A 25,381-nucleotide genomic window follows, 5' to 3' on the forward strand; every position below is an offset into this window, starting at 1 on the left:
CCGTGTATGGTGCGCCAAAAGATCGTTAGTACCGCGCCTGTGAAAAGGCGGTGGCGAGCGCCCGGCGCATGTTCTGGCATCGCAAGGGCGATACCGGTTCACGAGCTCGGCTGAAGTGGCCGCGTGCCTCGGAAGCGAATTTTGCAGGGAGTACTCGTTGAAGCTGTTTGTGCATATCCCCAAGACGGCCGGCACCAGCCTCCGGTATCGACTGAAGGCCAACCTCGGATCCAGACTGGCCTGCGACTATGGTCCCACTCACCCGTCGACCCATCCGGAGCTGAAAGCCCCGGCCGGACGTTCTCAGGGTGAACTGCGCGCGGCCCTCGAGCGCGACGGTGTTTCAGTGCTTTACGGGCACACCCGTTACCCGCTCTGGAATGAGGCCTTCTCAGCCGGAGAGGTCATGTCGATCCTGCGCCACCCGGTGGACCGGTGCATCTCCCATTACCAGCACTATCTGTCCCATGGTGGCGCGCCCGGCGATTCTCTGGCGACAGGAGTAATGACCGGCGAGCTGTCGCTGCAGGAATTCGCTGCCGCCATTCAGCAGCGGAATCTTCAGGCCCATCAGTTGGGTATCACGGAGGCCTCCTCGGTACGTTGGGCGACTATGGGTTGCTCATGACCAGCGAGGATTTGTCCTTTCGCCTTGACCTGGCCGAGCACCGTAACCGGGGCCGGCGCAGCTTTCCGGTGAGCAACGATGATATCGACGCCATCCTGGAAAACAACGCCCTGGACATGAAGCTCTACGAACTGGTGCGTCAGGCCTGGCGCGAAGGCTACTGGGACTGGGTGGTGCCGGAAATGTTGCGGCCATCCCGTCGCTGGTTCCGCTGGCGCCATTTTCGCCGGGGGCGTGCGTGAACGACCCCGTAACGCAGCCGAGAAATGGCGGCTGGAAGCAGCGCGTTCGCGCGGTCTATTCTCGTTTGCCGTTCTCTTCGTCGCATGCTCGCAGCTACCTCGCCGTGAAGGTTCGGCGGGTATGGATGGCCGTCCGGCGGCTGTTTCCTCGGCGTCCACCGGAGCGCGCGGATGAATACCGGCGCTGGTGGCGGCGATTCGGGCGGGTTTCACTTTCCCAGCGCCTCTGGGTGCAGCGGCAGCTTCAGGGGAAGCGGGCATCGCCGGTCCTCGACGTCGTCGTCCCGCTGGCGGCGCACCAGACCGAGTTCCTGAGCGGTACAGTGGATTCGGTACGGCAACAATTGGGTGGCGGCTGGCGTATCTGGCTCGTAGTGCAGGACGCGGGCGCGTTTCCGGCCTTTTCCGGGTTGCGCCGAAGTCGAGGCGATGGAGTGATCGTGTGGGTACGGTCCTTCGCCGAGTGCGTCGAGCGCCGGGAACGGGAGTCGACCGAGCTCGGGCAGCCAGAGCCGGCGGTCATGTTGCTGGAACCAGGTGTCCGGCTGCATCCGCTCGCGCTCTGGCTGATCCGCGACACCCTCGCGCAGCGCGCCGACGCCCGACTGGTGTATACGGACGAGGATCGGCTCGACAGACAAGGTCGACACTATGACCCGTTTTTCAAGCCGGAATGGAATACCGATCTCGCCCTGGGTCGCAACCTGGCTGGCGGTTTCTGTGTGGTCCCCGGGGGACTGTTCCAGGCAGCCGTTCGCGCCGACGAGTGCGGAGGTGTCCATGCCCTCAGTCTCTTCGTGGCAGCCAAGGGAGAGGATGGGCTGGTGCATCTCCCGCGTGTTCTGCAGCATCACCTGACCTGCGGGCTCGGACCCGCCGACGCCGATGCGGTACAGCGATATCTGTCACGTCATCACTGCGCTGCGACGGTGGAGAGGTCCCCTCTGGATCCGCAACGCATTCGGGTGTGCTATCCCGTCCCCGGTCCTGCTCCGCGCGTGACGATGATCATCCCCACGCGCAACGGTCTGGACGTTCTGCGCCCATGCGTCGACAGTATCCTTGAGCGCACGGCGTACCCGTCCTACGAGATCCAGATCATCGACAATGGCAGCGATGATCCCGAGACGTTGTCCTACCTCGACTCACTGGCGCAGGGCCCCTACGCGGACCGCGTACGGGTGTTCCGCGATGATATCCCCTTCAACTACAGCCGCCTGAACAACCGAGCGGTCGCCCGGTGCGATTCTCCGTTGATCGCGCTGGTCAATAACGACATTGAGGTGATCGACCGCCACTGGTTAAACGACATGGTGGGCCATGCCCTGCGTCCGGAAACGGGCGCGGTCGGGGCGCGCCTGCTGTTTCCCGATGGAACGATCCAGCATGCCGGGGTTACGGTGGGGTTTGGTGGCGTGGCGGGACATTTCATGCGTTATACCCATCCAGGCGAAGGCCGCAACGCGTCGCGGGTTCTGGATGCACAGGAATTCACTGCCGTGACCGCGGCGTGTATGGTGATGCGCCGCGAGGTGTTTCTGGAGGTCGGAGGGCTGGAGGAAGAGGGCCTGCCGGTGGCCTTTAACGACGTGGATCTGTGCCTGAAGCTGCGCGCACATGGGTACCGCAACCGGTACACCCCGTACGCGTTGTTGTTCCATCACGAGTCCGCCACTCGGGGGCCGGAAACGGCGAGCCCCGAAAAGCGCGAACGCGCGGCGCGGGAGGTGGCCTTTCTGCAGTCGAGGTGGGGAACACAGGGCTACGAAGATCCCTTTGGCAGCCCGAACCTGTCCACTACCGACGAGCGGGGACGATGCAGTTTTCCTCCCCGCACCGGGAGATTTGCGGGCCGCCGGGAACTGAATGCCCCGGAACTCGCGGGTGGCCGCGCGAGGGGGGAGTGATGCCGCAAGGAGAATGCGTGAACGACCGAACCGCCGTCATTATCCTGGGAATGCACCGTAGCGGGACGTCGGCATTGTCCCGTGTGCTGAACCTTCAGGGCGCGGACATTGCCCGAAACCTGCTGCCACCCTCCGAGAACAACCGCACCGGCTTCTGGGAATCCCGCGACCTGGTGGAGCTGCAGGACGAGGTGCTCAACCGGCTTGGACAGCGCTGGCAGAGCCTGCATTCGCTGCCCGACAGGTGGTGGGAACGTGAGGACATTCGCGAGCTGCGCGCCAGGTTGCGGGACTACCTCGAACAGGATTTCGCGGACTCGAACCTGTTCGTGATGAAGGACCCGCGCATGTGTCGCCTGATGCCCTTGTGGGAGGCTGTGCTGTCGGACTTTGGCGCCCGCGCGCGCGTGGTAATCATGCTGCGGCATCCCGCTGAGGTTGCCCGCTCGCTGGAGGCACGGCGCGATATGGAGGTCCCGTATGGGGTCGGTCTGCGCCTCTGGGAGCGATACATGCTGGAGGCCGAACGGTCTACCCGGCACCTTTCCCGTTGCTTCGTGAGCTACGACGATCTGCTGGCGGACTGGCAGCAAACGGTTTCGGATATCGCCAAGCGGCTCGGGATCGCTTGGCCGCGTTCGCTGTCCGAGAGCTGCCCCGAGGTCGAGGCCTTCTTGTCCGAGGGACACCGTCACCAGCGTGTGCTGGACGACTCCGGCATCCCGGCCTCTGTCGCCCGCCTTTTCCAATCTTTGGGCGCATTGACCGGGCAGCCCGATGAGGATGCAGAGAACCAGCTTCAGGCGCGGGCAGCCGCCAGTGCTGGCGAGCTGGAGGCCGCATCCGGTTTGCTGGAGTCGTATGATCATTGGCACTGGCAATCCGAATTGCGTCGGCGTGCTCTTGTCGACCAGTTGCGTGAGGCGGAATCCGCGCGTTCCCGAATGCAGCGTGAGCTCGACTCGGTTCGAGCGCGGCTGCAGGCATTGGGTGAACAACACAACGAGACCCGAAAGCGGCTGAATGACCAGTCCGCTCAGTTGCGGCTGAGTCACCGGGAGCGACAACGCCTGCAGGCAGAGAAGGATGCGCTCATGCGGTCGCTCTCGTGGCGGGTGACGGGCCCCCTGAGGCGACTGGAGCGCCTTGGGCGCCGGACGGCCTACGCGCGGCACCTGCGCGAATTGCGCCAGATAGGCGTCAAGCCGACGGAATTCGATACCTACGAGCGGCTTCGCGACTCCGGCCTTTTCGATCGAGACTATTATCTCGAGCAATACTCCCAGGTTCGTGAGAGTGGTCTGGACCCTCTGCTGCACTATCTGCGGCACGGGGTCAGCGAAGGACTGAAGCCCAACCCGTGGTTCGACACCTCCTGGTACATCCGGCGATACCCCGACGTCGCCGCTGCCCGTACGCATCCACTCCTCCATTTTGTGCAGCACGGCGCGACCGAGGGCCGCAATCCGGGGCCTGGTTTCAATACCCTGCGGTATTTTTCCCGGCATCCCGAGGTGTCCGGTAGCGGGCTGAATCCGCTGGCGCACTACATGGCGCACGGGGGTGGCCGTGCCAATGGGTCCGTCGGCGAGGACGCAGCGGACTCGGAGCCCGCGTGGTCGGGCCCAGGTGGCGCCCCCGCCGGTGCTTATCAGGACTTCAGCGGCTTTGACCGGCTGTCGATCTTCACCCTGACTCTGGATGCCCCGTTCTCGGAAGAGGACCGTCGCGTGCTCGGCCACATGAGTGGCGTGCAAAAGCATCTTGCGATGCGTTTCGAGCAGACCCCGAGCACTGCGTTGGTCTCGATTGTGATGCCGACTCACAACCGTGCGTCCTGCATTGCCGCGGCCATCTCCAGCGCGCTGGCGCAATCCCATGAGCGTTTCGAGCTGGTCATCGTGGATGACGGCAGTACAGACGCGACCGAATCGGTCGTGCGAGGGTTTGACGACGAACGCATTCGGTATTTCCGGATGGAGCGCAATCGCGGGGCCGCGGTCGCGCGAAACCTCGGTCTGGAAAAGGCGCGTGGCAAGTTTGTGACGTATCTCGATACCGACAACACGATGGAGCCGGACTTCGTCCGGATTCTCCTGGGTGTGCTGGAGTCCGAGCCCGAATTCGATATGGTCTACTGTGCGCAATCGCTCCTTCGGGGGACGGGCGAGGGCGCGATCCAGGAAGGTGTCCGCTTTGCACAGTTCAGTCGGTCGCTACTGGAGAACCGCAACTTCATCGATCTTGGGGCAATCCTGCATCGCCGCGAACTCACCGAGCGTATTGGCGGTTTCAACGAGTCGATGCGGCGACTGATGGACTGGGAGTTCCTTCTGCGCGCGACCGAAGCGCGTGCGCCAAAGCCGGTGCCCTGCGTCTTGAGTACCTATTTTCACGATGCGGCCGAGAATCAGATTACGCGCGAGCGGCCGTTTTTCGAGGCCCTTACGTTCGTCGACGAGTATCTCGCGCAGGCGAGACTGTCGGACTTGCTGGGGCCTGTCGGGGTAGACGGGGTCGAGCGGATGTACCCTCCCCGCCACAGACCTCAGGTGGACGCCCCGGCCCCTGTCAGCATCGTGGTTCCCTCATATGGTTGTCTGGACTATCTGAAAGTCTGCGTCGAGGCTGTTCATCGCTTCACGGAGTCGCCCTTCGAGCTGATCGTGGTAGACAACGCATCAGCCGACGATGTGCGCGACTACCTGCGTGGGCAGGCCGAGGCCGGGCGTCTGCGGTTGATCCAGAACGACAACAACCTCGGGTTTACCTACGCCGTGAATCAGGGGATCGAGCTGGCCGCTCCGGAAAACGATGTCATCCTGCTGAACAATGATGCGGTCGTAACACCCGGGTGGGCCGTGGCCCTGCAGGCCGCCATGCGCGACGTCCCCAATGCAGGTCTGATCGTGCCCCGCCAGGTGTTGTTGCCCGGGACCAAAACCATTGACGTGCATAATCCGGTCATGGATGCGTCCAGGGAAGCGGACGTCAATCTGTCCCTGCATCATGACAATGTCCTGCAGGCGGGATTGGGCCATGCAAAGGGGTATTTCGGTTTGTCTTTTGCGCCCTTCTTCGCCGTGTATATTCCGCGCGACACGATCAGTACGATTGGCCCGCTGGATCACGAGAACGGGCCCCACTATCGTTCCGATCGCCTGTATTGCGAAGCCGTGCGGCAGATCGCCGACAGGGCCATCGTGTACACCCCGCACTCGAAGGTCTACCACTTCTTGCAGAAGGCGACGACCGACCTCAAGTCCGCGGATCCGGAGGGGTATCAGACTCTGTTCGTGCGCAATGAGTGGTCGGAGGTCTCGGGGCAATGACCTTCAACCCGTGACGGCTCGCGCACGGCTTGCAATGCTGGGTCCCGTTCGCCACGCTACAGTTGGCTTTCTCCTTGTCGACAACGAGCGTCGCTCGCTGCGCGTAATCCCGTGGAGGGCACCCCGGGTTCCTAGCCCCTTCGTCGCGCCCCGAACCAATCATGGGCGGAGCGTAGAACCACTACCGCTGTTCGGCGTGCCTTGTCCCGGTAAACCTGCGCCGCCTAGCGAGCGCGTATGTTGATCAGCGCCTCCCTAGCCTGTCTCGCGCAGCGAGACCCATACCAGACAATTCTTCTCGGTCTCGAGATGTCGCCTGAACCCTTTGCGGAGCTCGGCATTCGTCAGGATCCCTCCTTCGAAAACGTAGTTAAAGTCGGCATCAAGAACCGGCTTGGCCAGGAGATCGAAAAACTCCTCCAGAACCTCTGTGGCCAAGATGTATTTCGCGAATGACATCTGTGATTGGAGAAGTCGTGGAGACCGGCCCTCGCGTTCCTGAATGGTTTTGAAGGTTTTGATGTGGCTTATAAATTCCTGGGAGAAGAAGTTCTTGTTCAGGTTCTTGTCGAGTTTGTTGAGGAGGCTGTCCACGCGGACACCGATGGCACCCGACCGGAGCTCGATATCGTAGCGCGTCGTTTTCCCTGTGCCCTTGACTCCACAGATCAGATTCACGGTTGGCCGCCGGTTTCCTGCATAAAACGTGGCGACATCCCCTTGCCATCGCGAGCCCCGTATCTTCCGGAGCGTGACCGACGCGAACAGCTGCCTTATCAGCCCTTCTGCAGCAATCCAGCCACAGAAGTCTTCTGAATCTACCCAGTCAAATTCCGTTGACACCGAAGACAATGCAGGAGTTGCCAGGATCAACTCGCTGGAGTTTCCGGAAAGCTCTTCAATATTCCGCGCGGTAGCGCGCGAGAGCGACTCCGTGTGAAGTATGTCAACGACAATCAGGCCGGCTGCTCGGATGCGATCGGCGAAGACCTCGGCAAGGCGGGCGCCCGGCACGATTGTTCCGAGCATCAATTTTGATGGCGTTTCTTCTGGCGGTTCCGCTGTTCGCTCTATGACTTGATGGTAGAACTGCTTTTCACTCAGGTCGGAGAGTATCAGGATGGAATCGCCAGGCTGGGGTTCGATCCCGTACCGTTCTTTAATGAAAACTGTTTCCCAGTCAACCATTGTTTTGCTCCTGCGGTTCCGGGCCTTGAAATATTCAGGTGACTTCTTGCCGGTTATTTTGTGGTGCTCGAATCTCGTTTGTGACCTTGGCGAGAAGCGATTTGGCCTCAGCGGAATAATGGGCCAGGAATCGAACGGTAGGTCGTTCGGGAGGGGAATGATCTGGCGTGCGCCGGTGAGACGATGATTAGAGGGCGCTCAGCGCCACCCGAGTATCATGAGGATTTTCATGATCCGGTTGTCGCGACAGCTTTGCCGGTAGACGGGTGTCCGAAGCGCATATTTCAGGCGTTCCAGCATGCGTGAACTGCCGGCCCTGGCGACGAATTCCTCGCAAAGTCTCCTATTGCTGGTGGGCATGTTCTGGCTATGCGTGTCGAGCAGTTCTTGTGCCTGTCTGACCAGCGGTGTTTTTCCTCGCGCCCGGAAACGGGCGATGCGGTCGACCCAAGCCTTTGTACCCGTTTTCGCTCCGACGAGATTGTCGCGATGCTGTCTGTAGTCGAGGGTTGGTACGGGGTCATGGATTACCTGCCCGCAGGCGGAGATAACTAGATAGGCCCACCAGTCGTGCATGGCCACGTGTTTCATGTCGGGGCGGGCCGCGTTCAGGAGATCGATGGCGGCGCGATTCAGGACCATTGTGCAGCCTTGGGCAATGTTCTGAACAAGCGCGTTCGCCAGTCCCGGGCGATAGCGGTCCTGGGGGATCTGTTGCAGGGGGACGCCCGCGTGGCTGACTCGCCGAATGGCCGAAAAGTACAGCGCTGGGACGTCGGTGGGGAGCTCGGAAAGTCGCTTGATTGCGCGTTCCAGCTTGTCAGGGTGCCACCAGTCGTCCTGGTCACAGAAGGCTGCGAATGCGGTGTCGGAAGAAGCGGTTTCAAGCAGCCTGAAAAAGCTTTCTGAGGCACCGACATTCTCCCCGCGCTCGACCTTGATCCAGTCGTGCGCGCGGGCGAGATCGTTCAGCAGCCAGAGCGTCGAATCCGTTGACCCATCGTCACGGATGCGAAGCACCACGTTGCCTGCGGTTTGAAGTCGAATGCTCTCGATCTGCTCGGCGATATATCGCTCGCCGTTGAACGCGGACAGGAGAACCTCTATCCGGCGATGGTTGGTCATGGCGCCTCCGGAGCGCGGATGATATCGGGGAAGGCCGTGGGCGCCAAGGTCTTCTTTGTCTTGTTTCTGTATCGGTTGGGGCAGGGCTCGCATCCCGTTCTCGCAGCCAGTGGCCGCCTGGCCTCCGTACCATTGGCGGTCGGCCCTGCGCAGCGCGCGGCGAAAGGCACGCTGCGCCGTGTAGAATGCGGGCTTTCGATCCAGGATTCTGTTCCGCGTCGGAGCCCCGCCACTCAACGTCGGCGAGGCTCCGGCTCAGCCTGAAACACCTTGGTTTTACGAGGAGTCCGGGTGCCCGAGCCCCTGATGCAGTCACATGTTCGTGGTCGACCGCCCGCCGAGGTGGCAGTCGTCATCGTCGCCTTCAACAGTGGTGCCTGGCTGGACCGGGCGATAACTCGCGTGCTCGAGTCTACGATTCCGGTCAGCGTTATCGTCTCGGACAATGGTTCTACGGACGGAAGCATAACGCGGGTACGGGATTGCTGGGGTGGGGATGACCGGGTTCGCATTATCGCCCATGGTCGAAATCTCGGATTTGCGACGGCAGTCAACCGCGCCATCGAGCAGAGCGACGAGCCTACGGTCCTTTTGCTGAATCCGGATTGCGAGGTGCAGCCGGAGACGATCGAGCGGGTCCTTGATTCGCTACGCGGGGATATTCGGGCCGGGATGGCCGGGCCGCGAGTCTGCAATCCGGACGGCAGCGAGCAGGCGGGATGTCGACGGCTCGACCCGACGCCGCAAAGGGCGTTGGAGTGGGCCTTTGACCGCCCGTTGCGCTGGCTGGGGCGCATTCCACAGGGCTTCAACCTGGCCAATCATCCGCTGCCGCCGGGGCCTGTGTCGGTCGAGGCGATCTCCGGGGCATTCATGTTGGTCGAACGCGAGGCAATACGCCGCGTCGGGCCCATGGATGAAGGGTATTTCCTGCACGGCGAGGACCTCGACTGGTGCCACCGTTTCCGTGACGCGGGTTATCAAGTCTTGTTTGTGCCGGACGCGATTGCCACCCACGCCAAGGGCACGAGCAGCAGTGGCCGCCCGATGCGCACCGAATGGCACAAACACCGGGGGATGGTCCGCTACTACCGCAAGTTCAGTGGTTCCGCACTGTCGGACCGCCTTGCGCTTGCGGCTGCATGCCTGCTTGTCTGGGCGCACTTTGTGCTGGTGTTGCCCCGCCTCTTCGTCTGCCGATTACGATCACAACGTTTCGTCTGATCCCTTTTCGTTACCGACATCTTACCAACGCCCGTAGACCGCCTGCTACCAAGGGGGCTTGGGTGCGCGACCATGCGAAATATCCATGATGGGCAATGTCTTGTCCTATTGAGCTGCTCCAGGAGGTGCCGCAGCCTCTGGGTGACAAGTGCCAGCGTCTTGAGGCTTGTTAATCGTGTGCCCCCCTTGTTTCCCTCGGCTGCATCAGCGATGCTCGTGCAATGACGCTAGTTGCCCAACCTTTCGCGTGTCTTTAGTCAGTCGATCTATATCACATGTTAACCGTGGGCATCCATTTTCTTGTGTCCTGTTATTTATAAAAAACTGTAAACAGCAAGTGAACCTTGTTAAAAAAGGCGGCTATATGGATCCTCGAAGGAAACTATTTCTCCACGTTGGGTGCGGGAAGACCGGGTCGTCTGCTTTGCAGAACTGGCTTCGCGAGAACTCGCGACAGTTATGGAATGAAAGGATCTCATACCCCTTGCACGCACAGGAAAAGGCCCGATCATGGTCGATTATAGGTCAGCGTCGTCGAGATGGTTACGAGATTACTTCCGGCAATGGTGTCCGACTCCATGAGGCTGCTTTGTCCGGGAATGCGGGGGAAATTATTGAGCATGACATCGGCTCTGGCGGGCGTGACATTTTGTACTCATCTGAGCGCTTGCAGAATATCAAGCCAAGTCAGCTTGTTCGCATTAGAGAAAGTGCCGAAAAATTTGGCTTGGATACGGTAGTAATAATTTTTGTCAGAGATCTATACGATGTAATGTATTCACTGTATTTGCAGCTGGTTAAGCGGCAAGGCTATGCTCGGGGATTTCATGAATTCGGGCTGGGTGTTGGTATGCCTCAGCAGTTCAAGGTATTGCGTGATTATGAGGGCATTTTTGATGATATTCGTGTTTTTCACTACGATTCGGAGAGAAAGCTGGGTATTGATCGGGCGTTTCTTCGTGCGCTGGGCGTGAGCGCTGACCGCGTGCCGCCCATGGACCGTCGCACCGTTAATCGATCGTTGAGCGTTGTGGAGGCGGAGGTTTTGCGCAGGGCGAATGGTGTTGTGGGGGGGGTCGTGTCCGACGGGGGGCGGGCCTTTAGTACAGATGTTTCGGATTCCATCATTTACAGAACGCCAGAGCGCGAGACAGAGGTCTTTCTTGATTCAGACGTTTTGGAAAGCTTTGAGAGCCGTTTTGGCGAGGAAGTCCGGCGCGTGAATGAGCGTTATTTTGGTGATCATCGGCTTAAAATATTCTCGCCGGAAGGAAAGAAAGTTGTCACCGAGAGCCCTTGTGTTGAAGAGGCCTTTGAGGTTGTGTTGAGAAAGCTGGTAGAGCACACCAATGCGGCTCCACCCGGAGGGCTGATGAAACGGTTAACCGGTCGTCAGGTAAGGCAGTCAGTGTCGGGCACCGCGGTGGGGGCAACGAAGCCATCCGGCGAAATAAGGAATCCTGGTGGTGGTAATAAGCCTCGTTTCCGGGGGTGGGTCGATCGCGCTGATGGCCGTGGATTGTGGGGATGGGTGACTCGATGTTCGGATCCTTCGGACGGGTTGGAAGTGATAGTAATATTGGATGGGGTCCCTGTGGGGCGGGCCCGGTGTGAGCGTGAGCGCCCAGATGTGGCTCATGCGGGCATTCACCCCACGGGCAAATGTGGATTCTCGTTCAAGTGGCCCGCCGGAGCCGTGAGCCCGGGGCCGCACGATGTTGAGGTACAGGTGCTTGATGATGTGAGCTACCGGTTTCAGGGTAGATTTGTGGCGTGAATGGTTTTCATCCGCGCGCTAGTGCAATCGGGAATTCGGGGGTGGTGGTGGGTGGTGGAGTTCATGAGTTACGGCACGGCGCTGGGCTACGGTGGTGAGCGCGCGCACGGCTATGTCGTGCCGTGGTCCAGGGTGGCCGGACGGCCGTGAACGACCCCCCGTGCGCCCGCAATGGGCGGTTCGAGCACAACGGGGCTGGATTCCGAAGTGGCTTGATCGGTCGGGCGGAGCCTGCGAGTATTCCGTATTTATTTGGGGGGTTTGGCGTCGGAGTGCCTTTGCTTCGCCGGCAGGCGAGAGTCTTTCACTTGATGGTTCCTTCGGTGCCCGTCACGGAAACGGGCTAGACCTCTAGGGAGACGCTGATTTAATCGCACGTCCGCGTCGGTGCCCCCTGTTTTCCGAGACAAGGCGCGTCGTGCAGCGGGTAGTGGTTCTACCCGCAAGCGGCGCAACGCAGGATCGGGGAACAGGGGGCACCAACCCCACAAGCTATCGAAATCAGGGGCTCGGCCGCCCGTTGTTGATCAAAAACGGGCGCGCACAGCGTTGCGATTCTTTTGTGCAGAATGACTGCACGGCAGTCACCGCGCCTTGTTCGCACGCAAAAGCGACTCGAGCGCGGACGTGCGATTAAATCAGCGTCTCCCTAGAACAGAATGCCGGGAGAGAGAGGTGACGTGTGGTGACAAGACTTGGCCCTGAGGCGTTGTTGGGGCAATCCAGCCGCTGGTCGGGGCAGTTTGCCGAGCAGGTGTGTGGCTCGGGGCTGGGAGAAGGTTCGTGTGCGGACTTTCATGCCCCCTGGCAGGCACTGCGAAAACTCGGGCTGGCGGCCGGACCTGAGCGGCATGAGGCTTTTTTCCGGACGGAGCTCGCACGCCAGGCCGTGGCCGGAAACCGCAGGGTGCTGATCGCGGGAAGCGCCGACTTCGGGATGCTCGAGATCGTGCATCGGGCATTTGGGGATCATCTCCTGGAGCCAACCGTTGTCGACCTCTGCGCGACACCGCTGATGCTGTGCGCCTGGTATGGGGCGATGACGGGACTGCCTGTGCGTACGGTTCGCGGGGATTTGAGCGAGCCCGATATAGGGCGGTCCGGGGCTTTACCCGCGTTGCCTGAGGACGAGGAGTTTGACTTGATCACCACGCATTCGCTGTTGCGCTACTTTGATTCGGCGGGCCGCCAGAGGCTACTGCGCAATTGGTACCACCGGCTTCGTCCTGGTGGCGCGGTGGTCACCGTGACCCGGCTCTCGTCCTCGGTGTCGGCGGTTTCCGAGATGCAGGCGAACCAGTTTGTACAGTGTGTACTGGACGCCGCCAGCGCGCAGCGCTGTGAACTGCCAGCCCGGCAATTGCGGGACTGGGCTGGGCGTTTCGTTCGTGCGGGGCACAGTCACCCCACGGGGTCCGTCGAAGAGGTTCGCGCGGCGTTCGAAGGGGCGGGCCTTAATGTGCAGCGCCTTGATGTGCGTACCCTGGAGGGTGCGGTAGGGGCCTCGGCACCGGGGACCGCCCAGGGCGCGGAGTATGCGGAGATTGTGGCGGTGCGGCCATGAGTATTCGGCCGTCTCATGGGCTGCGCGCGGTGGTCGAGGCCAACGCACCTTTGTGGGGTGCGGAGGCCGAGGTCTGTCGCACTTATTTTCATTCGCCCGCCCGTGATGCCACCACGGATCGCCTGTGGATTACCCGCCAGTGCTACAAGGAACTGATTGATGGCGCCTTGTTTCGCATGTTGGCAATGCAGGGGGATTTCCGACTGGACGAGCTGACACCCGGAGGTGTCGCTGCGGACGAAGGGACCTGTACCGAGCTCGCCCATTTCCTAGCCTATGCCGAGGCGTTGCGCGCGGTAACGAGGGATTCGTCGGCGTCGATCGACATGGCCTCTCTCCTGGCCGGCAACTGGCCCGAGAACGAACAACTCATGGCGTTGCGCAAGACGCATCGCGAGGCTCGGCCCGATCTGGGATGGCGGGCCCACGCCTTTACCGAAGGTGGCTACTGCACGCTCTACAGCACCGGTATGGAATTGGCCCAGCGCGCAGACGCTTCGGCGACTTCCGGCGAGAAGGCCATCGCTGCTGCCAGCAAGCTCGTCTTCGAAGACGAGTGGGAGCATATGCTCGAAGGTATTGCCGGCTTGGGTCAGGACCCTCTGTCCGATGAGGACTGGGTGCAGCTTCGCGATATGACGGTCCAGCAGAGCAGGCTGCGTATCCACATGCGTAACGGTCAGTTCGGCTACCCTGTGGGCGAGGGACGAATCGCCGAATTGCTGGCCGGGAAGGCTGAGCCCGTAAGCTTCGACTGGGGACGCGCGGGCTTTATCCCTCCCGCGTCCGACGAGCTGTGAGCCGCTGCATCGGCGCTCGCGGTTCGCCCGGAACGGGCAGCGCGTCCAGGTAAGACCAGGCCACCGTCGGGCTGGGGGCCGGTTGACGGTCAGCCATAGTTCCCGGGGGCGGCCAATACATGGAACTACGTTCCCCTCAGGGTATCCAGTGTGGCCTGGAGCAACTCCTCGCGATCCTTGCAGCTTCTTAGCTTGTCAGCCATGGCAGTGCCGGGTGCGGCCTGCAACGCCGGCCCGCTCCCGTCGGAGACTTGTAGCACAGGGCCTGCGCAATGCGGTAGCAATGCCGAGAGGATTCGCGAAAAGGTTTGCTCGCTGGAAGCGTCGCCTTCCTGTTCTGCCGGCGAAATGTGCGTGCCGGCCAGGACCAGTGCATCGAATCGATCAAAGGGCAGGCCGCTGCGAACCAGCTCTGCGTCATTGATGGCGACCAGCAGGCATTCGGTCCGTGGGTGTGACAGGAGCATGGATCCCCCATGGAACAAGCTCGACCGCCCCGGAGCCATGAGCTGGTCCCGCAGGAAAACCCCGTGTGCATCCAGCCGTCCGAACGAGGACCCCTTTGGCATCAGCCGGGTTGCGATTTCGGGCGATATGCCGGTGTTATCCGGGGTGTCGCCCAGCAGCACCACGATCGGCACACGGCCCCGGCCTTGGATTAGTCCGCTCAGAACCCGAGGGTATTGCCTGGTCGAGGTGGTTTGCCCCATGTCCGGTTGGGCGTTCACCTCGTAGACCCAGGCATCGCCTTCGAGCCAGCTTTTGCGGATGTCGGGGATCAGCATGTCGACTCCGCACAGGTCGAGTCCCACCGCGGCGGTAGCTCGAACGGCCAGCTCGGCATTGTCCGGATGAACATCGTCGAAGACCGCAATCGGCGTACCGCCGGTTGCGATATTGGCAGTCCGCCGCAAACGTACGAACTCGCCCGGCTGGGGCACGCTGTGCTCGGACAACCCTGCTTCGGCGAGCAGTTCGCTTGCTTCCCGGTCCAGGACCAGTTTCCGGCTCGGTGCTCGTGTGTTGCGCCCTCGGCGTGGGTCGGTGTTGAGCAGGTCGAGCAGTTCGGCCACTGTCCGCTGGCCATCCCCTGTTACGCCGCCGGGGACGCGTTCGACAGCCCATATGAGCTCGCCCTGAAAAACGAGCAAGCGATAATCGCGGCCTTCCACGTAACGTTCGACGAGGATGTCATCTGAATGTTCGCGTGCTCTGGCGTAGGCCTGGGGAACCGACTCCGGCCCCCGGATGCCAGCAGTGACCCCGACACCACCGTCCATGTTCGCCGGCTTGATGACCACTGGATACCCAATCCTGGAAGCCGCCTCTCGTGCATCGTCGCTGTTTCGGGCGGGGAGGTGCGGCGGTACAGGAACTCCGAGGCGCCGCAGAGCGATCGCCGCGAGACGCTTGTGACGTGCCAGACGCACGGCGATGTTCGAGGTTGTATCGGTGAAGCCGGCGTCGATTCGGCGAGCATGGATGCCCTGTCCGAACTGGTAGACCTGCCCATCGATACTCGCAACGGGGATGTCCTCCGAGAAAGCCGCGCGCAGAAAGCGTGGCAGATTGGACGCAGGGGCAGCGAACTGTCCCATGAACTCGAGCAGCGTCTCGAGCCCTTCCAGGCTGGGGTCCTGCGGGTCTCCCGCCGCGGACTGAGCAAGGGTTTCGATCAGCCAGGCGACGGCCCTTTCCGTAGCGGGCTGGGCGTGGGCACTGGTGGTGGCTGCCAGCCACCAGCGGTGGCCTTCACTGCCCACGCTTACGGGCTGCCCCGGTTCGAACACGGACAGACCTGCCACCTGTTGCAAGTTGAATACCCAGCGGAGCACGAACGCTGTCAGTTCTCCGGGGTCGGCCGAAGACAGCGTGAACGAATCAAGCGGAGACCAGAAACGCTCGGACAGGTCTGCGGCCAAACGCTCCTGGAGAATGTCGAGGGCATCGCGTGAAATGCTTCCTCGATTGACGACGACGGGAACCCAGCAGGTGGGATGACTGAGACCCAGTGTGTACCCCTCGACGCGTACGGAGGGGGCGGCAATCTGCATCGGGGGTTGTGGCGAGCTCATGGCTCCCTCCTGGACAGGGCGATGGTTGGACACCGCTCGGCTAGTTCATAAGTGCCCCAGCGGACTGACTCGACGTGCAGCACATCGTTCAGGGTCGAGTGCAGTTCGGCCAGGGTGGGAAACGTGTATCGCGCGCGATTGCCCTGATAGGCATCGATGGTGTCGATCTCGGATCGGTGCCACGCGGACCTTCTCGCCAGATCCTCGCGGTTGGGGATAAGGCGTTCAAATGCTTTCCAGATGTCTTCGACGACGACCGTGGTATGGCTCGGATCGATCAGTGACATGGCAAGACGCCACTTGAACGCGTGGAACCCTTTAATGCGTCCATCCATGGCCTCGGCGCACACAGCGGCGGTGGATTCGGGTACGTCTGGCCGGACAAAACAGCGCAGGACGAGTCGGCCCTGCGGAGAGAGCAGCCGGGCGAGTTCTCCAGCCACCAGCCGGGTTTGCTCGGCTGTCGCCAGCACATTCAGAGCGCCATCCCCTGCGATTACGGCAAACTTTCGAGAGGGCAGCGGGAGTTGTTCCCAGCGGCCCCGCAAGGGGCGTGACCATATGCCCGGGTTCTCGGCCCAGACCGTTCCAATCATCTCGGCGCTCTGGTCGACGGCCACCAGGCGGCTCGCTTTTGGCCATCGATGCTGTGCCAGTTCGGGGGTAACTCCCAGTAGCAGACACCAGGGTGTTTCTCCAAACGCACCTTCGGCGTGCCCAATCTCCTGCCCGAGCATCTGCAGGTCCTCGGGCGAAGGCTTCAGGGGCGCCCCGACCGCATTCCATTGTGCGGCATGTCGCTGCCACACGCGGGTGTTGTCTCGGTCCAATCAGCGCCTCCCTAGGCGGTCCGTCGCAAAAGGGCTGCGCCCTCTGGCGGTACTCGAACTCGCCGTGTCCATTCGTACTGCCTGCAAATCTCGACCATGTTCCGGGAACGATAAAGGTGCTCGCCGGGTTCCCCTCTCATTGCGTAAACAACCGCCGCCGAATCCGCCGAGCGCACATAGGCTCCGAATATTTCCTGGAGGGTCAGCGAGCCAATGCCGTGCCCACGCGAGGCCGGCTGCAGGTAGAGGTTCTTGATCCGTAGCGCCCGCCCTTCGCGCATGAGACAGACAGATCCATGGAACTCGGATTCGTACTCGATCAGGAAACACTCCATTTTGCCCGTTAGGCACTTTCTGCGTTCCAGCTCCACCCACTCGCGAGCCAGGTATGAATGCCCATCGGAGAACTCCGCAGAGGCCTCGTGCAGGCGCAATTTTTCCAGCCAATCCAAGGGAGTTTCGATGGGGTGCAGGCGGATTCGTCCTGGCCGCGCGGTGGCGGCCCCCTGATATGCAAATCCGATCTCTTCGCGGCATGCGAAACCGGCCGCCGCGAGCAGTGCCCGCGGACCCTCGAAGTCCAGAGTATAAAGTCTGACGATCGGATTTCGCCTGGCGTGGTGTGCAGACTGGACTTCATCCAGCCATGGGGGCGGATCCCCTGTCCGTGACCGATCCTGGAAAGCCGACGAAGGGACTCTCTGACAAACGCAGCCAGCAGGAGTGTGAGCCAGGCCAGGCATCCAGGCGATCGAGGCGGGTCCGATACGCGAAACTCGAGCGCCCAATTCAAAATAGACCCGGTCGCTCTCGAACAGGTTGCGTGCGATTTCGTCTTTGTGCCGGATCATTTCGTCATATTCTCGGCAAACGCCGATTGGTGTGCGCACTCGCGTTCGAGCGGGCACATTGGTTCAGTGTTTCCCCGATATCTGGTCGTTGCGCTTTGTCTCGGCAATGCGGGCTGCCAGCGCAAGCGAATATACGTCACGCCACGTTTTTCGAACGATCCGTCAATTCGCTACGGGATGTTCCGATCGTGGACTACGGTCGCGCTGCCCATGTGTTTGATGCGGCGAAGTTCGACGGCCTTCACCTGGCATCCTGGGTCCGACCGTTCGCAAACCGGGTGCGAGCATACCAGAGCCAGTTGTTGGCGCGGACGTGGCACACCAGCAATGTGTCGAGTTTGGTGTTTGTTCGTCGCGATCGACGGCGAGGTATTGGCTCGTCGGCAAGAGCCGGGGCAGCAGAGATCGCAAGTTCCGGCCGTGCGGGAAGCAGGCCTCTCGGCGACGGGGTCGCGGGTGAATAATGGATGGGGTTCGTGCAGAATCCTAGCCTGTTTCGCGATCGATTCCCGGGGGCGACCGCGCTGTGTCCACTTTTCTGTATGCATCGCTGGCGGGGTTGCTTGCGGCTCTGCTGGTGCCGGCGTTCGCCGGGCCGGCACGTCGGGTGGGTCTGGTGGACCGCCCGGGGGGGCGCAAGGACCATGTTGGTGAGGTCCCTTTGGTGGGTGGGCTGGCGGTGGTTCTGGCTTTTGCCATGGTCTGGGGCCTGGCGGGGATGCCGCTGGGGTGGCCATTGCTGGCGGCGATGATCGGGATGCTCTTGCTCGGGGCGCTGGATGATTTTCACTTTCTGTCGACCGGAGTGCGGCTTGTAGTGCAGCTTTCCGTGGCGGCCTTCGCCGTGGTTGTGGGTGGGGTGTTGCTACCCCATGTCGGCGGGGTGACGGGTGCGGTATCTCTGGGGCTGGGCTGGGCCGCGGTGCCGTTCACCATCCTGTGTCTGGTTGGCCTGGTGAATGCGATCAACATGTCCGATGGGCTGGATGGTCTGGCGGGCGGGATGCTGATGGTCATGCTGGGGTGGCTGCTGGTGGTGGGGGCTCTGGCGGGCCTGCCAGAGGCGCTATTGGCTCCGGCCATTCTGCTGGGTGCGGTGGTGGGCTTTCTGGTTTGGAACTTTCCGTGGCTGGGCGCGCGGCCGGCACGCGTCTTCATGGGCGATGCCGGGAGCATGGCGCTGGCATTGGCGCTCGGTTGGTTCGCGGTCGACCTGGCGTTTGCCCATGGCGAGCATGTGCCGCCCATGGTATTTGCCTGGGTCCTGGCCTTGCCGGTGATCGAGACCGCCTCGCTGATGATTCGGAGACTGTGGCGGGGGTGCAACCCACTGCAGTCGGACCGGGAGCATCTGCACCACTACCTGCTGTGGTTCGGGCTGTCTCGGCGCGCAGCGACCTGCTGGTTGCTCCTGGTGACTTTTTTGCTGGGAGGCGTTGGAGTAACAGGCTGGTTGCTGGGGGTTCCCGGTGTTGTGCTGTTCTGGGCCTTCGTAGCGCTGGGGTGCGTCCACCTGCTCATGATGGAGTTCGGTTTGCCGCGTCTTCGCAGCCGCCTGGATGTGCAATAGCTGGGTTATGGGGCCTGCACGCGAGCCGTCAATCCATTCCGCGGGGGGGTGTCCGGTGACATCAGGGCAGGTGCATCCACGCAGTGCGGGACGGCAGTGGCATGTGCTTATGCAGGCGCTGGTGGCCGGCATCGTTTCGCTGTTTCTGCTCGTGGGTGGCTTGTGGGTGTGGCTGGCCACCGGCGATCGGAGCGGCCATGTTCCGGGCGCCGCACTGGAGATCCCCGCCGAGACAATGAGCCTGGTGGAAGGCGAGGCGGCGGAGAGCGACGATGGGGTTCATCTGCTCGACACCGGGGCGCGTGACCGAGCGGCGCTACTGGTGACGCTTCCCCCCGAGCTATCCGATATCGCCCGCTTCGATACCCTCGAAATCAATTTGCACTCGCCGGGTCAGCGGCCAGGGCTGACGCTGATCTGGGGCGAGGTGGGATCCACCACCGCCCAGCACTTCCACGTGTTGCCCCCTGGTGAACGCATGGTTGCGTTGGAGGACGTAGCGGACTGGCTGGACGAGTTGGGTTTGCTTGGGCTTGGCCTTGAGGGTTCTCAGGTCGAGGGCACACGGCTCGAATCGATAGTATTGAGGGAGGCGAATCCCGGCTTCCGGCAGGTGCTGAGCGACCTGTTCAGGTCCTGGGGGCGGGCGATGCCGTTTTCCCAGAGCACGATTAACGTGATCCCCTCCTCCGGGGAGCCGACCTTGGTCCCGCCGACGCTGGCGGCGGCGCTTTGGCTCCTGGTAGCCCTGTTGCTTCTATCCGGCTACCGGTTACTCCGCCATCAGCCATTCTCGATAACCGGAGCCTTGGTGATCGCTTTGTTCGCGTGGCTGGCGCTGGATTTGCGCTGGCAAGTCGATCTGGTTCGCGAACATCGCGCCACCTGGGAGGCCTTTCAGGGCGTTCCGGCGGAACAGCGCAGTTTTCCTGCGCTGGGGGGCGAGGACTTGCTCGAGTTGACCACTCGGGCCCGGGCGGATTTCCCACAGGGCTCGCGTGTGCTGATCGTCTCTGGGGCCGACGGCATGGGGCTGTACGCCCGCTACCGGCTTATGCCCCTGGCCGGATCTGTCCAGGATGAAATCAGCAACGATGTTTTGCAGTTCGCGCGACCGGGGGACGGGCTGTTGCTGCTTGGAGGCGAGGCCGCATCCAATGTGGCCCGGTTGCGGCGGGAATTGCCGTTCGCCTACCGGGCGCGCTTTCCGCTGGGGGTCGGTCCCGAGCAGATGCGGGGACCCGGTGTCCTGCGAGAGGCCACATCCCGGGGTACCGCGGGTGGGCAAGTTTTCGCCTACCAGGGGGCTGCCTCGGACACCCTGGTAGGCCAGGCCGATCAGGCGTTTCCGGCCGCGGTCTATCGCGCCGTGGTGCGCCTGGAGGTGCCGGAGCCAGCGGATCGGATTCACTTTGAGGTGCTGCAGCGAGTCGGTGGGCCCGATGGAGGACGCTCCAGCGAGCCAATTGCCGAGCGCGTACTCGATGCGCTGCCCGAGCAGGGGGTGCACGAACACGCTATTGGATTCGGTCTGCCGACGAGAGGGGAGCTGGAATTCCGGCTGAGCAATCTGCCCGCGGGTACGCATGTGGAGGGGTTCCGGCTCGAGTACCCGGATAATGCCGATGAATGGTACATGACGTCGCATGAGGGGCAGCCCCCGCATCGAGCGGGGCGGCTGGTGATGTACAACGAACTTGGCCTGTTGCTGGAACTGCAGTGAAAGTCCCGGCTGGTACGCATCGACCCGGGGAGGGGGCTGCATGCTCGATGCACTGAGACTGACCCTGGCACTGGGGACCCCCTGGCTGGCCGCCAGCCTGCTGTTGCTGCGGGTGTGGCCGGCCGGTATGCCGGGTCGGTGGCCGGGAGTGCTGGGTGCGGGGTATTTCCTCGGCATGCTGGCGGTTGCGGCGGCCTTGCTGGTGGCGGAACGGCTGCTGGGTGAGTGGCATTACCCGGGCGTCCTTGCAGCCAGCGCCGGGTTGCTCGTCCTTGCGATCTGGCTGTGCTGGCGGGAGGCGTCACAGCCGCTACCGCGAACGGTAGAGCGTCATGCCTTGAGTGCTGGATGGCTTTCCGCGCCATGGTGGATCCGTCTGGTGGTGCTGGTATTGCTGGCCCTCGTCGTCATCCGACTGGGTGGACTCTTGCTGGAAGTGGTTCTGCGGCCCGTTTATGCCTGGGATGCCTGGTACTACTGGAGCTATCGAGCGCGCGGGTTCCTGGAGCACGGCGAGGCCGATGCCTTCGTGTCGCCCTGGACGATGTGGCGTGACAGTGTGGATGCATACGGGCAGGGATATCGCCACCCGGCACTGGTCTCGCTCATTCAGCTCTGGTCCGCGCTTGCCCTGGGGCGGTGGCACGAGTCGCTGGTCAATCTGCCCTGGTTCCTGGCGGGTGTGGCACTGGGGCTACTGGTGTACGGCTATCTGCGGCGTCTGGGCCTGGGTATTTTCTTCGCCATGCTGGGTGTCTACCTGACCCTGTCGGTTCCGCTGGCCGGGATGCACATCGGGATGGGGGGGTACGCCGATATCTGGATGGTCGGCGCGATGGCCATCGCCGGGCTTGGGCTGTTCGCGCTGTTCACCGAACGTCGCTGGCAGGAAGCCATTGTGCTGGTGCCCGCCATGCTCGCGATGCCGTTTCTCAAGCAGGCGGGCATCCTGTTCGTGGCATGCGTGCTGGCGGCCTTCGTTTTTGCCGCGTTGCCTGTGGCTTGGGGCTTCGTGTTGCTGGCGTTGATCGTTTTCGGGGTCGTGCTGGTCGTCCTGTATGTAGGGCTGGAATTCAACATCCCGTTGCTGGGCCCGGTGATTCTCGAGCCGGAGCGCATTGTATTGCCGCGCGGTGGCGAATTCGCACTCGACCCGCAGTGGGGGCTCTTCTTTCAGCGCCTGGTTCTGGAAGGCTCCTGGCATCTGTTATTCCTCTTGAGCGTAGCGGTGGTGGTGTTCGCTGTTCCCGCCGCCTGGCGAGATGCAGCGCACCGGTTTGCCTGGGTCCTGGTGGTATCGGTGGGGTTGATGACCTTTGTCGTCTATGCCGGCACGGTGGAGGTCGACCGATTGCTCGACGGAACGGGCTTCGGCCGGCATCTTCTGCCTCTCGTGCCGGTCATCGCCTCATGGGCCGTATTGCTGTGTGCGGATTGGATGGGTGTGCGCTGCGACAGGCTGACGGTCGCCAGGGGCGGTAAATGAGGGGTGCTGTCTCCGGTCTGTCGCCGGCGTGAAAGGCTCGACACCCCGGGATGCCCGCGACCGATGGCTAAGCTGAGGCACTACACGTAAGGCATGTCCTTAAGATGCTGTTTTCACCCATGCATTGGAAACTAGATCAACGCTGAATTCCTCCGCCGCCACTTTGAGGATCAACGGCGCAGTCACTATTCGGGCTAGAATGACGCGGTTTTCAGGCTTCGAGAGCGGTTTCCCATGCTGTATGGGCTCAAAGACGGCATTCGCTGGAGCGCGCGGCTGGGGGCCAAGTTCTTCTGGGCGGTGCCCGGCGCGACCAGCGCCGTGGTGTTGGCCACCCTGGTGGGGCAGGTCTCGATGTTGCTGGCATTCTTCCTGCCCCTCAAGGTCATCATCCTGCTCGGGTCCGAAGGGATCCCCCGCTACTTCCCCCCGGCGTTTGCGGCGGTGGAGCGCGATGCGCTGATCGTCTGGCTCAGTCTGGCCGCAGTCGGGTTCTACGGCCTGTATCTGGTGGCGGACCGCATCATCGCGCTGGGTTCCGAACGAGGGGCGGGCCAGCTCCTCGCCCGTAGTCGCAAGATGGTCCTGTTCGAGGGGCAGGACGAGGTCGCCTCCAGCGCCTACAAGCGCTACGCCAACGCGCTGGCGGGCGGGCTGTTTGTATTCCTGGTCATAGTCCTGCTTCTCTGGCTCTACCCCGCCGTGGCCGGCTTGATGCTGGTGTATTCCGCGGTGGTCGCGGTGGCACTCCTGCTGGGGCAGGTCTTTAGTTCTCGCTTCCGAGAATGGGTGGAGGAACAGCTTGGCGTGACCCTGTCCGTGCTGGGCGCGGTCGGTTTCATGCTGAGTTTTGTCTACCTGGTGGCCGACTTTCTCTATCGCGACCCGCCCGGGCTGATCCCTGCGATCATCGCCCTGCTGCTGTCGCGCCAGGCATTCACGCGCCTTTCCTCCCTGGTGCCGGCGTTGTCCAGGCTGTACGAGGAACGAGCGCGGCTGGACGCGCTGTTCTTTCATCGTCGCGCGTTTGCGCCGAGTGGGCAGGATACGAAGAAGGCACTGGCCCCGCTGTTCCTGCCGGAGCGTCGCAAGGAATGGGTTCCGTCCGTGCTGGAGGCGTTGACCGGCGAGCCCTGGCCAGCGGACGGCACCATCCGCTGGCACCAATTGGCGGCGGGCGAGGTATTTGCACTGGACTGCCGCACACCGGAGGGGCCGCGCTATCTGGTCAAGCTGTTCGGTGCCCGGCACACCGGCCAGGCTCGACACGAGGCGACCCTGCTGACCGACCCGCCCGTGGGCCTTCCGGCGCCCGAATGGGTAGGTGCCACCGAAGTGCGAGGATTCCAGTGCCACGTCCTGCGTTTGCCCGCCGAGGGCAAGGGCCCCGGCCAGACGGACGATGCAGCCGATCGGGTCCGCGAGGCCCTGCTGCCGTTGCAGCCGGACAAGGCTCTGGTTCAGCGGTATGCCCGCTCCCGCGCATTCCTGTGGCAGCGGCTGGACGACGCCCTGCTCGAGCCGCTGCGGGCCGCCACCGGCGGCGCAACCGAACAACACCTGGAGGTGCTGCGCGCGAGCCTGCCCGAGTGGCAGACGCACTTGCGCGACACGCCACTAGCCTTTCTCAACCCCGACCTGAACCCGGAAAACCTGTTGGAGGCGCCCGAAGCGGAGGGTCTCATGGTGCTGCACTGGGGGCGCTGGTCACTGGAGCCCGCCGGGGCCGGGTGGCGGACAAACCCGAAGGCACTAGAGGCGCTGCGGGAAGCACTGGCCGGCGCCCGCAATCAGCGCCCGTCGCTGGCCGAAGCCAGCGAGCAGCAACTGATCCTGTCCGCACTCACCGCGCAACTGGAAAAGGAGCTGAATGGCCAGCGTTTCAGCAAAGCCCTCAAGCCACTCAAGCCCATCCGCAGCACCCTCGAGCGGCTGGCGCCTGCCGACCCGGAGAGTACCTGATCGGGGAGGGGCTCGCCTCCTGCGGGTACCGGGCTCTGTGACACGCAGGAGCCCGACCCTCCGGGCGATGGGGCTCTTGCTGGGGCGAAGGGGCTTTCGCCCGGCCATGGTATCGATGCTACATTGGTAAAACGATCTACCTATCGATAGCGGTGTTGAAATGGAAGCCCTGACCATCTCCCCCAAATACCAGGTCGTCATTCCCAAGGCCGTGCGCGAGGCGTTGCACCTGCGTGCAGGTCAGAAGGTGCAGATTGTCGCGTACGACGACCGCATCGAACTGATCCCCGAACGGCGCATGAGCGAGATGCGGGGTTTCCTCAAGGGTATTGACCCCGACATCCCGCGCGAGGGAGATCGCGTGTGAACGTGGTTGATTCGTCCGCGTGGCTGGAATACTTTGCGGACGGTCCCAACGCCGATGCGTTTGCAGACGCAATCGAGACCACGGCAGAACTGATCGTCCCCACGATCAGCCTCTACGAAGTCTTCAAACGGGTACTCCAGCAACGAGGCGAGGCGGCGGCCCTGCAGGCGGCCGCATTGATGCAGCAGGGCGAACTGGTCGAACTCACGGGGCCCTTGGCACTGTCCGCTGCCAGTCTCGGTAACCAGCATGGTCTCCCGCTCGCCGACAGCATCATCTACGCCACCGCGCGCGCCCATCAGGCCGGCCTCTGGACCCAGGACGCCGATTTCGACGGGCTTCCGGCTGTTCACTACATCCCGAAGCATTCCCCGTAGAGGGCGTGGTTCCTGCACGAATCCGAGGCTCGGGCTTGTACGGGCAAAGCCCTCTGGGCAATGGGGCGTGGGTGACACCCGGCCGGTGAGGGGCTTGCTTCCTGCGGTTCCGTGGCCACGGGTTGCTTCGGCCTGCCTTGCGCGCGAAGCGCCTGTCCGTATTGCTGCCGCCGCTGTGGCGCACAATGCGTGCGGCACGCTGGTTGGTGTTGGGCCGGGGTGTGGAATAGATGCGAGGTATGCAGTCTCGCTGGGGTGTCAAGGGTGGGCGTGACGTTTCCGTTATTGGGGGCGCTGGGGTATCTTCCCGGGACGGTCATGGACGCTAGGGGATGGCGCCGGCTTGGCCACAG

The 25,381-nt window shown here is 62.5% G+C and carries 19 protein-coding genes; 14 read left to right on the forward strand and 5 right to left on the reverse strand.

Annotation, left to right across the window (positions count from 1 at the left end; translation table 11 throughout):
- The first annotated feature begins 157 nt into the window (after positions 1-157).
- Genes C936_RS0104030 through C936_RS0104050 form a run of 4 tightly spaced genes read left to right on the forward strand, consistent with a single transcriptional unit; the run spans position 158 to position 6,109 of the window.
- Positions 158-628 carry a sulfotransferase family 2 domain-containing protein gene (locus C936_RS0104030; protein WP_231363206.1) on the forward strand — a complete coding sequence of 157 codons (471 nt, stop codon included), beginning with the start codon at positions 158-160 and terminating at the stop codon, positions 626-628.
- Complete coding sequence (locus C936_RS0104035) at positions 625-870, forward strand: hypothetical protein (protein WP_018649203.1); 246 nt, start codon at positions 625-627, stop codon at positions 868-870. The genes C936_RS0104030 and C936_RS0104035 overlap by 4 nt, the downstream gene beginning before the upstream one ends.
- Positions 867-2,777 (forward strand): glycosyltransferase family 2 protein, encoded by a 1,911-nt coding sequence (locus C936_RS15080; protein ID WP_231363256.1) that lies wholly within the window; start codon positions 867-869, stop codon positions 2,775-2,777. The genes C936_RS0104035 and C936_RS15080 overlap by 4 nt, the downstream gene beginning before the upstream one ends.
- Positions 2,778-2,794: 17 nt before the next feature.
- Positions 2,795-6,109, forward strand: a complete 3,315-nt coding sequence (locus C936_RS0104050; RefSeq protein WP_018649206.1) for a glycosyltransferase — start codon at positions 2,795-2,797, stop codon at positions 6,107-6,109.
- A 255-nt stretch (positions 6,110-6,364) separates the two neighbouring features.
- On the opposite strand, the gene C936_RS0104055 is transcribed toward C936_RS0104050, so the two are convergent.
- Positions 6,365-7,297, reverse strand: coding sequence for a hypothetical protein (locus C936_RS0104055; RefSeq protein ID WP_018649207.1), 933 nt, complete (start codon positions 7,295-7,297; stop codon positions 6,365-6,367).
- A gap of 198 nt (positions 7,298-7,495) precedes the next feature.
- On the reverse strand, positions 7,496-8,422 hold the full coding sequence (locus tag C936_RS0104060; protein ID WP_018649208.1) for a glycosyltransferase family 2 protein: 927 nt from the start codon (positions 8,420-8,422) through the stop codon (positions 7,496-7,498).
- Positions 8,423-8,728: 306 nt separating this feature from the next.
- On the opposite strand from C936_RS0104060, the gene C936_RS0104065 reads away from it, so the two are divergent.
- The 4 genes from C936_RS0104065 to C936_RS0104080 all read left to right on the forward strand — a co-directional run bounded on the left by C936_RS0104065 (position 8,729) and on the right by C936_RS0104080 (position 13,787).
- Positions 8,729-9,646, forward strand: coding sequence for a glycosyltransferase family 2 protein (locus C936_RS0104065; RefSeq protein ID WP_018649209.1), 918 nt, complete (start codon positions 8,729-8,731; stop codon positions 9,644-9,646).
- A gap of 484 nt (positions 9,647-10,130) precedes the next feature.
- Positions 10,131-11,423 carry a hypothetical protein gene (locus tag C936_RS14900; protein ID WP_155988199.1) on the forward strand — a complete coding sequence of 431 codons (1,293 nt, stop codon included), beginning with the start codon at positions 10,131-10,133 and terminating at the stop codon, positions 11,421-11,423.
- Positions 11,424-12,564: 1,141 nt separating this feature from the next.
- A complete protein-coding gene (locus C936_RS15085; RefSeq protein WP_231363257.1) occupies positions 12,565-12,987 on the forward strand; it encodes a hypothetical protein in 423 nt (140 codons plus the stop codon).
- Positions 12,984-13,787, forward strand: a complete 804-nt coding sequence (locus C936_RS0104080) for a hypothetical protein (protein ID WP_018649213.1) — start codon at positions 12,984-12,986, stop codon at positions 13,785-13,787. Before C936_RS15085 ends, C936_RS0104080 begins: the two co-directional genes overlap by 4 nt.
- Positions 13,788-13,912: 125 nt before the next feature.
- Here the strand turns inward: C936_RS0104080 and C936_RS0104085 are convergent, their stop codons facing one another.
- The 3 genes from C936_RS0104085 to C936_RS15090 are packed head-to-tail and all read right to left on the reverse strand — an operon-like array spanning position 13,913 to position 17,543.
- Entirely contained in the window at positions 13,913-15,862 is a 1,950-nt protein-coding gene (locus C936_RS0104085; RefSeq protein WP_018649214.1) for an ATP-grasp domain-containing protein, read from the reverse strand.
- The gene (locus C936_RS14210) at positions 15,859-16,692 is read right to left on the reverse strand and encodes a class I SAM-dependent methyltransferase (RefSeq protein WP_018649215.1); all 834 of its coding nucleotides are present in this window, start codon (positions 16,690-16,692) and stop codon (positions 15,859-15,861) included. The genes C936_RS0104085 and C936_RS14210 overlap by 4 nt, the downstream gene beginning before the upstream one ends.
- 11 nt (positions 16,693-16,703) lie before the next feature.
- Positions 16,704-17,543, reverse strand: coding sequence for a hypothetical protein (locus tag C936_RS15090; RefSeq protein WP_231363204.1), 840 nt, complete (start codon positions 17,541-17,543; stop codon positions 16,704-16,706).
- A gap of 526 nt (positions 17,544-18,069) precedes the next feature.
- Here C936_RS15090 and C936_RS0104100 point away from each other — a divergent pair.
- From C936_RS0104100 to C936_RS0104125, 6 genes are all read left to right on the forward strand, one after another.
- Positions 18,070-19,113 carry an MraY family glycosyltransferase gene (locus C936_RS0104100; RefSeq protein WP_018649217.1) on the forward strand — a complete coding sequence of 348 codons (1,044 nt, stop codon included), beginning with the start codon at positions 18,070-18,072 and terminating at the stop codon, positions 19,111-19,113.
- Positions 19,114-19,168: 55 nt separating this feature from the next.
- On the forward strand, positions 19,169-20,836 hold the full coding sequence (locus C936_RS0104105) for a hypothetical protein (protein WP_231363259.1): 1,668 nt from the start codon (positions 19,169-19,171) through the stop codon (positions 20,834-20,836).
- A gap of 40 nt (positions 20,837-20,876) precedes the next feature.
- Positions 20,877-22,322 (forward strand): hypothetical protein, encoded by a 1,446-nt coding sequence (locus C936_RS0104110; RefSeq protein ID WP_018649219.1) that lies wholly within the window; start codon positions 20,877-20,879, stop codon positions 22,320-22,322.
- 234 nt (positions 22,323-22,556) lie between these two features.
- Positions 22,557-24,284, forward strand: coding sequence for a hypothetical protein (locus tag C936_RS0104115; RefSeq protein WP_018649220.1), 1,728 nt, complete (start codon positions 22,557-22,559; stop codon positions 24,282-24,284).
- Positions 24,285-24,444: 160 nt separating this feature from the next.
- The gene (locus tag C936_RS0104120) at positions 24,445-24,651 is read left to right on the forward strand and encodes an AbrB/MazE/SpoVT family DNA-binding domain-containing protein (RefSeq protein ID WP_018137571.1); all 207 of its coding nucleotides are present in this window, start codon (positions 24,445-24,447) and stop codon (positions 24,649-24,651) included.
- Positions 24,648-25,028: a type II toxin-antitoxin system VapC family toxin gene (locus C936_RS0104125; protein WP_018649221.1), complete on the forward strand. Its 381-nt coding sequence runs from the start codon at positions 24,648-24,650 to the stop codon at positions 25,026-25,028. The genes C936_RS0104120 and C936_RS0104125 overlap by 4 nt, the downstream gene beginning before the upstream one ends.
- Positions 25,029-25,381 lie beyond the last annotated feature (353 nt).

The organism is Thioalkalivibrio sp. ALJ4 (genome assembly GCF_000377225.1).
Lineage (GTDB): Bacteria > Pseudomonadota > Gammaproteobacteria > Ectothiorhodospirales > Ectothiorhodospiraceae > Thioalkalivibrio.

Excerpts from the sequence above, each read along its gene's own strand:
- C936_RS0104115 (WP_018649220.1), top strand. The coding sequence starts at position 22,557 with ATGCTGTATGGGCTCAAAGACGGCATTCGCTGGAGCGCGCGGCTGGGG.
- C936_RS15090 (WP_231363204.1), bottom strand. The coding sequence starts at position 17,543 with ATGATCCGGCACAAAGACGAAATCGCACGCAACCTGTTCGAGAGCGAC.
- C936_RS0104120 (WP_018137571.1), top strand. The coding sequence starts at position 24,445 with ATGGAAGCCCTGACCATCTCCCCCAAATACCAGGTCGTCATTCCCAAG.
- C936_RS0104110 (WP_018649219.1), top strand. The coding sequence starts at position 20,877 with ATGCTCGATGCACTGAGACTGACCCTGGCACTGGGGACCCCCTGGCTG.
- C936_RS0104055 (WP_018649207.1), bottom strand. The coding sequence starts at position 7,297 with ATGGTTGACTGGGAAACAGTTTTCATTAAAGAACGGTACGGGATCGAA.
- C936_RS0104080 (WP_018649213.1), top strand. The coding sequence starts at position 12,984 with ATGAGTATTCGGCCGTCTCATGGGCTGCGCGCGGTGGTCGAGGCCAAC.
- C936_RS0104035 (WP_018649203.1), top strand. The coding sequence starts at position 625 with ATGACCAGCGAGGATTTGTCCTTTCGCCTTGACCTGGCCGAGCACCGT.
- C936_RS0104085 (WP_018649214.1), bottom strand. The coding sequence starts at position 15,862 with ATGAGCTCGCCACAACCCCCGATGCAGATTGCCGCCCCCTCCGTACGC.
- C936_RS0104065 (WP_018649209.1), top strand. The coding sequence starts at position 8,729 with ATGCAGTCACATGTTCGTGGTCGACCGCCCGCCGAGGTGGCAGTCGTC.
- C936_RS0104060 (WP_018649208.1), bottom strand. The coding sequence starts at position 8,422 with ATGACCAACCATCGCCGGATAGAGGTTCTCCTGTCCGCGTTCAACGGC.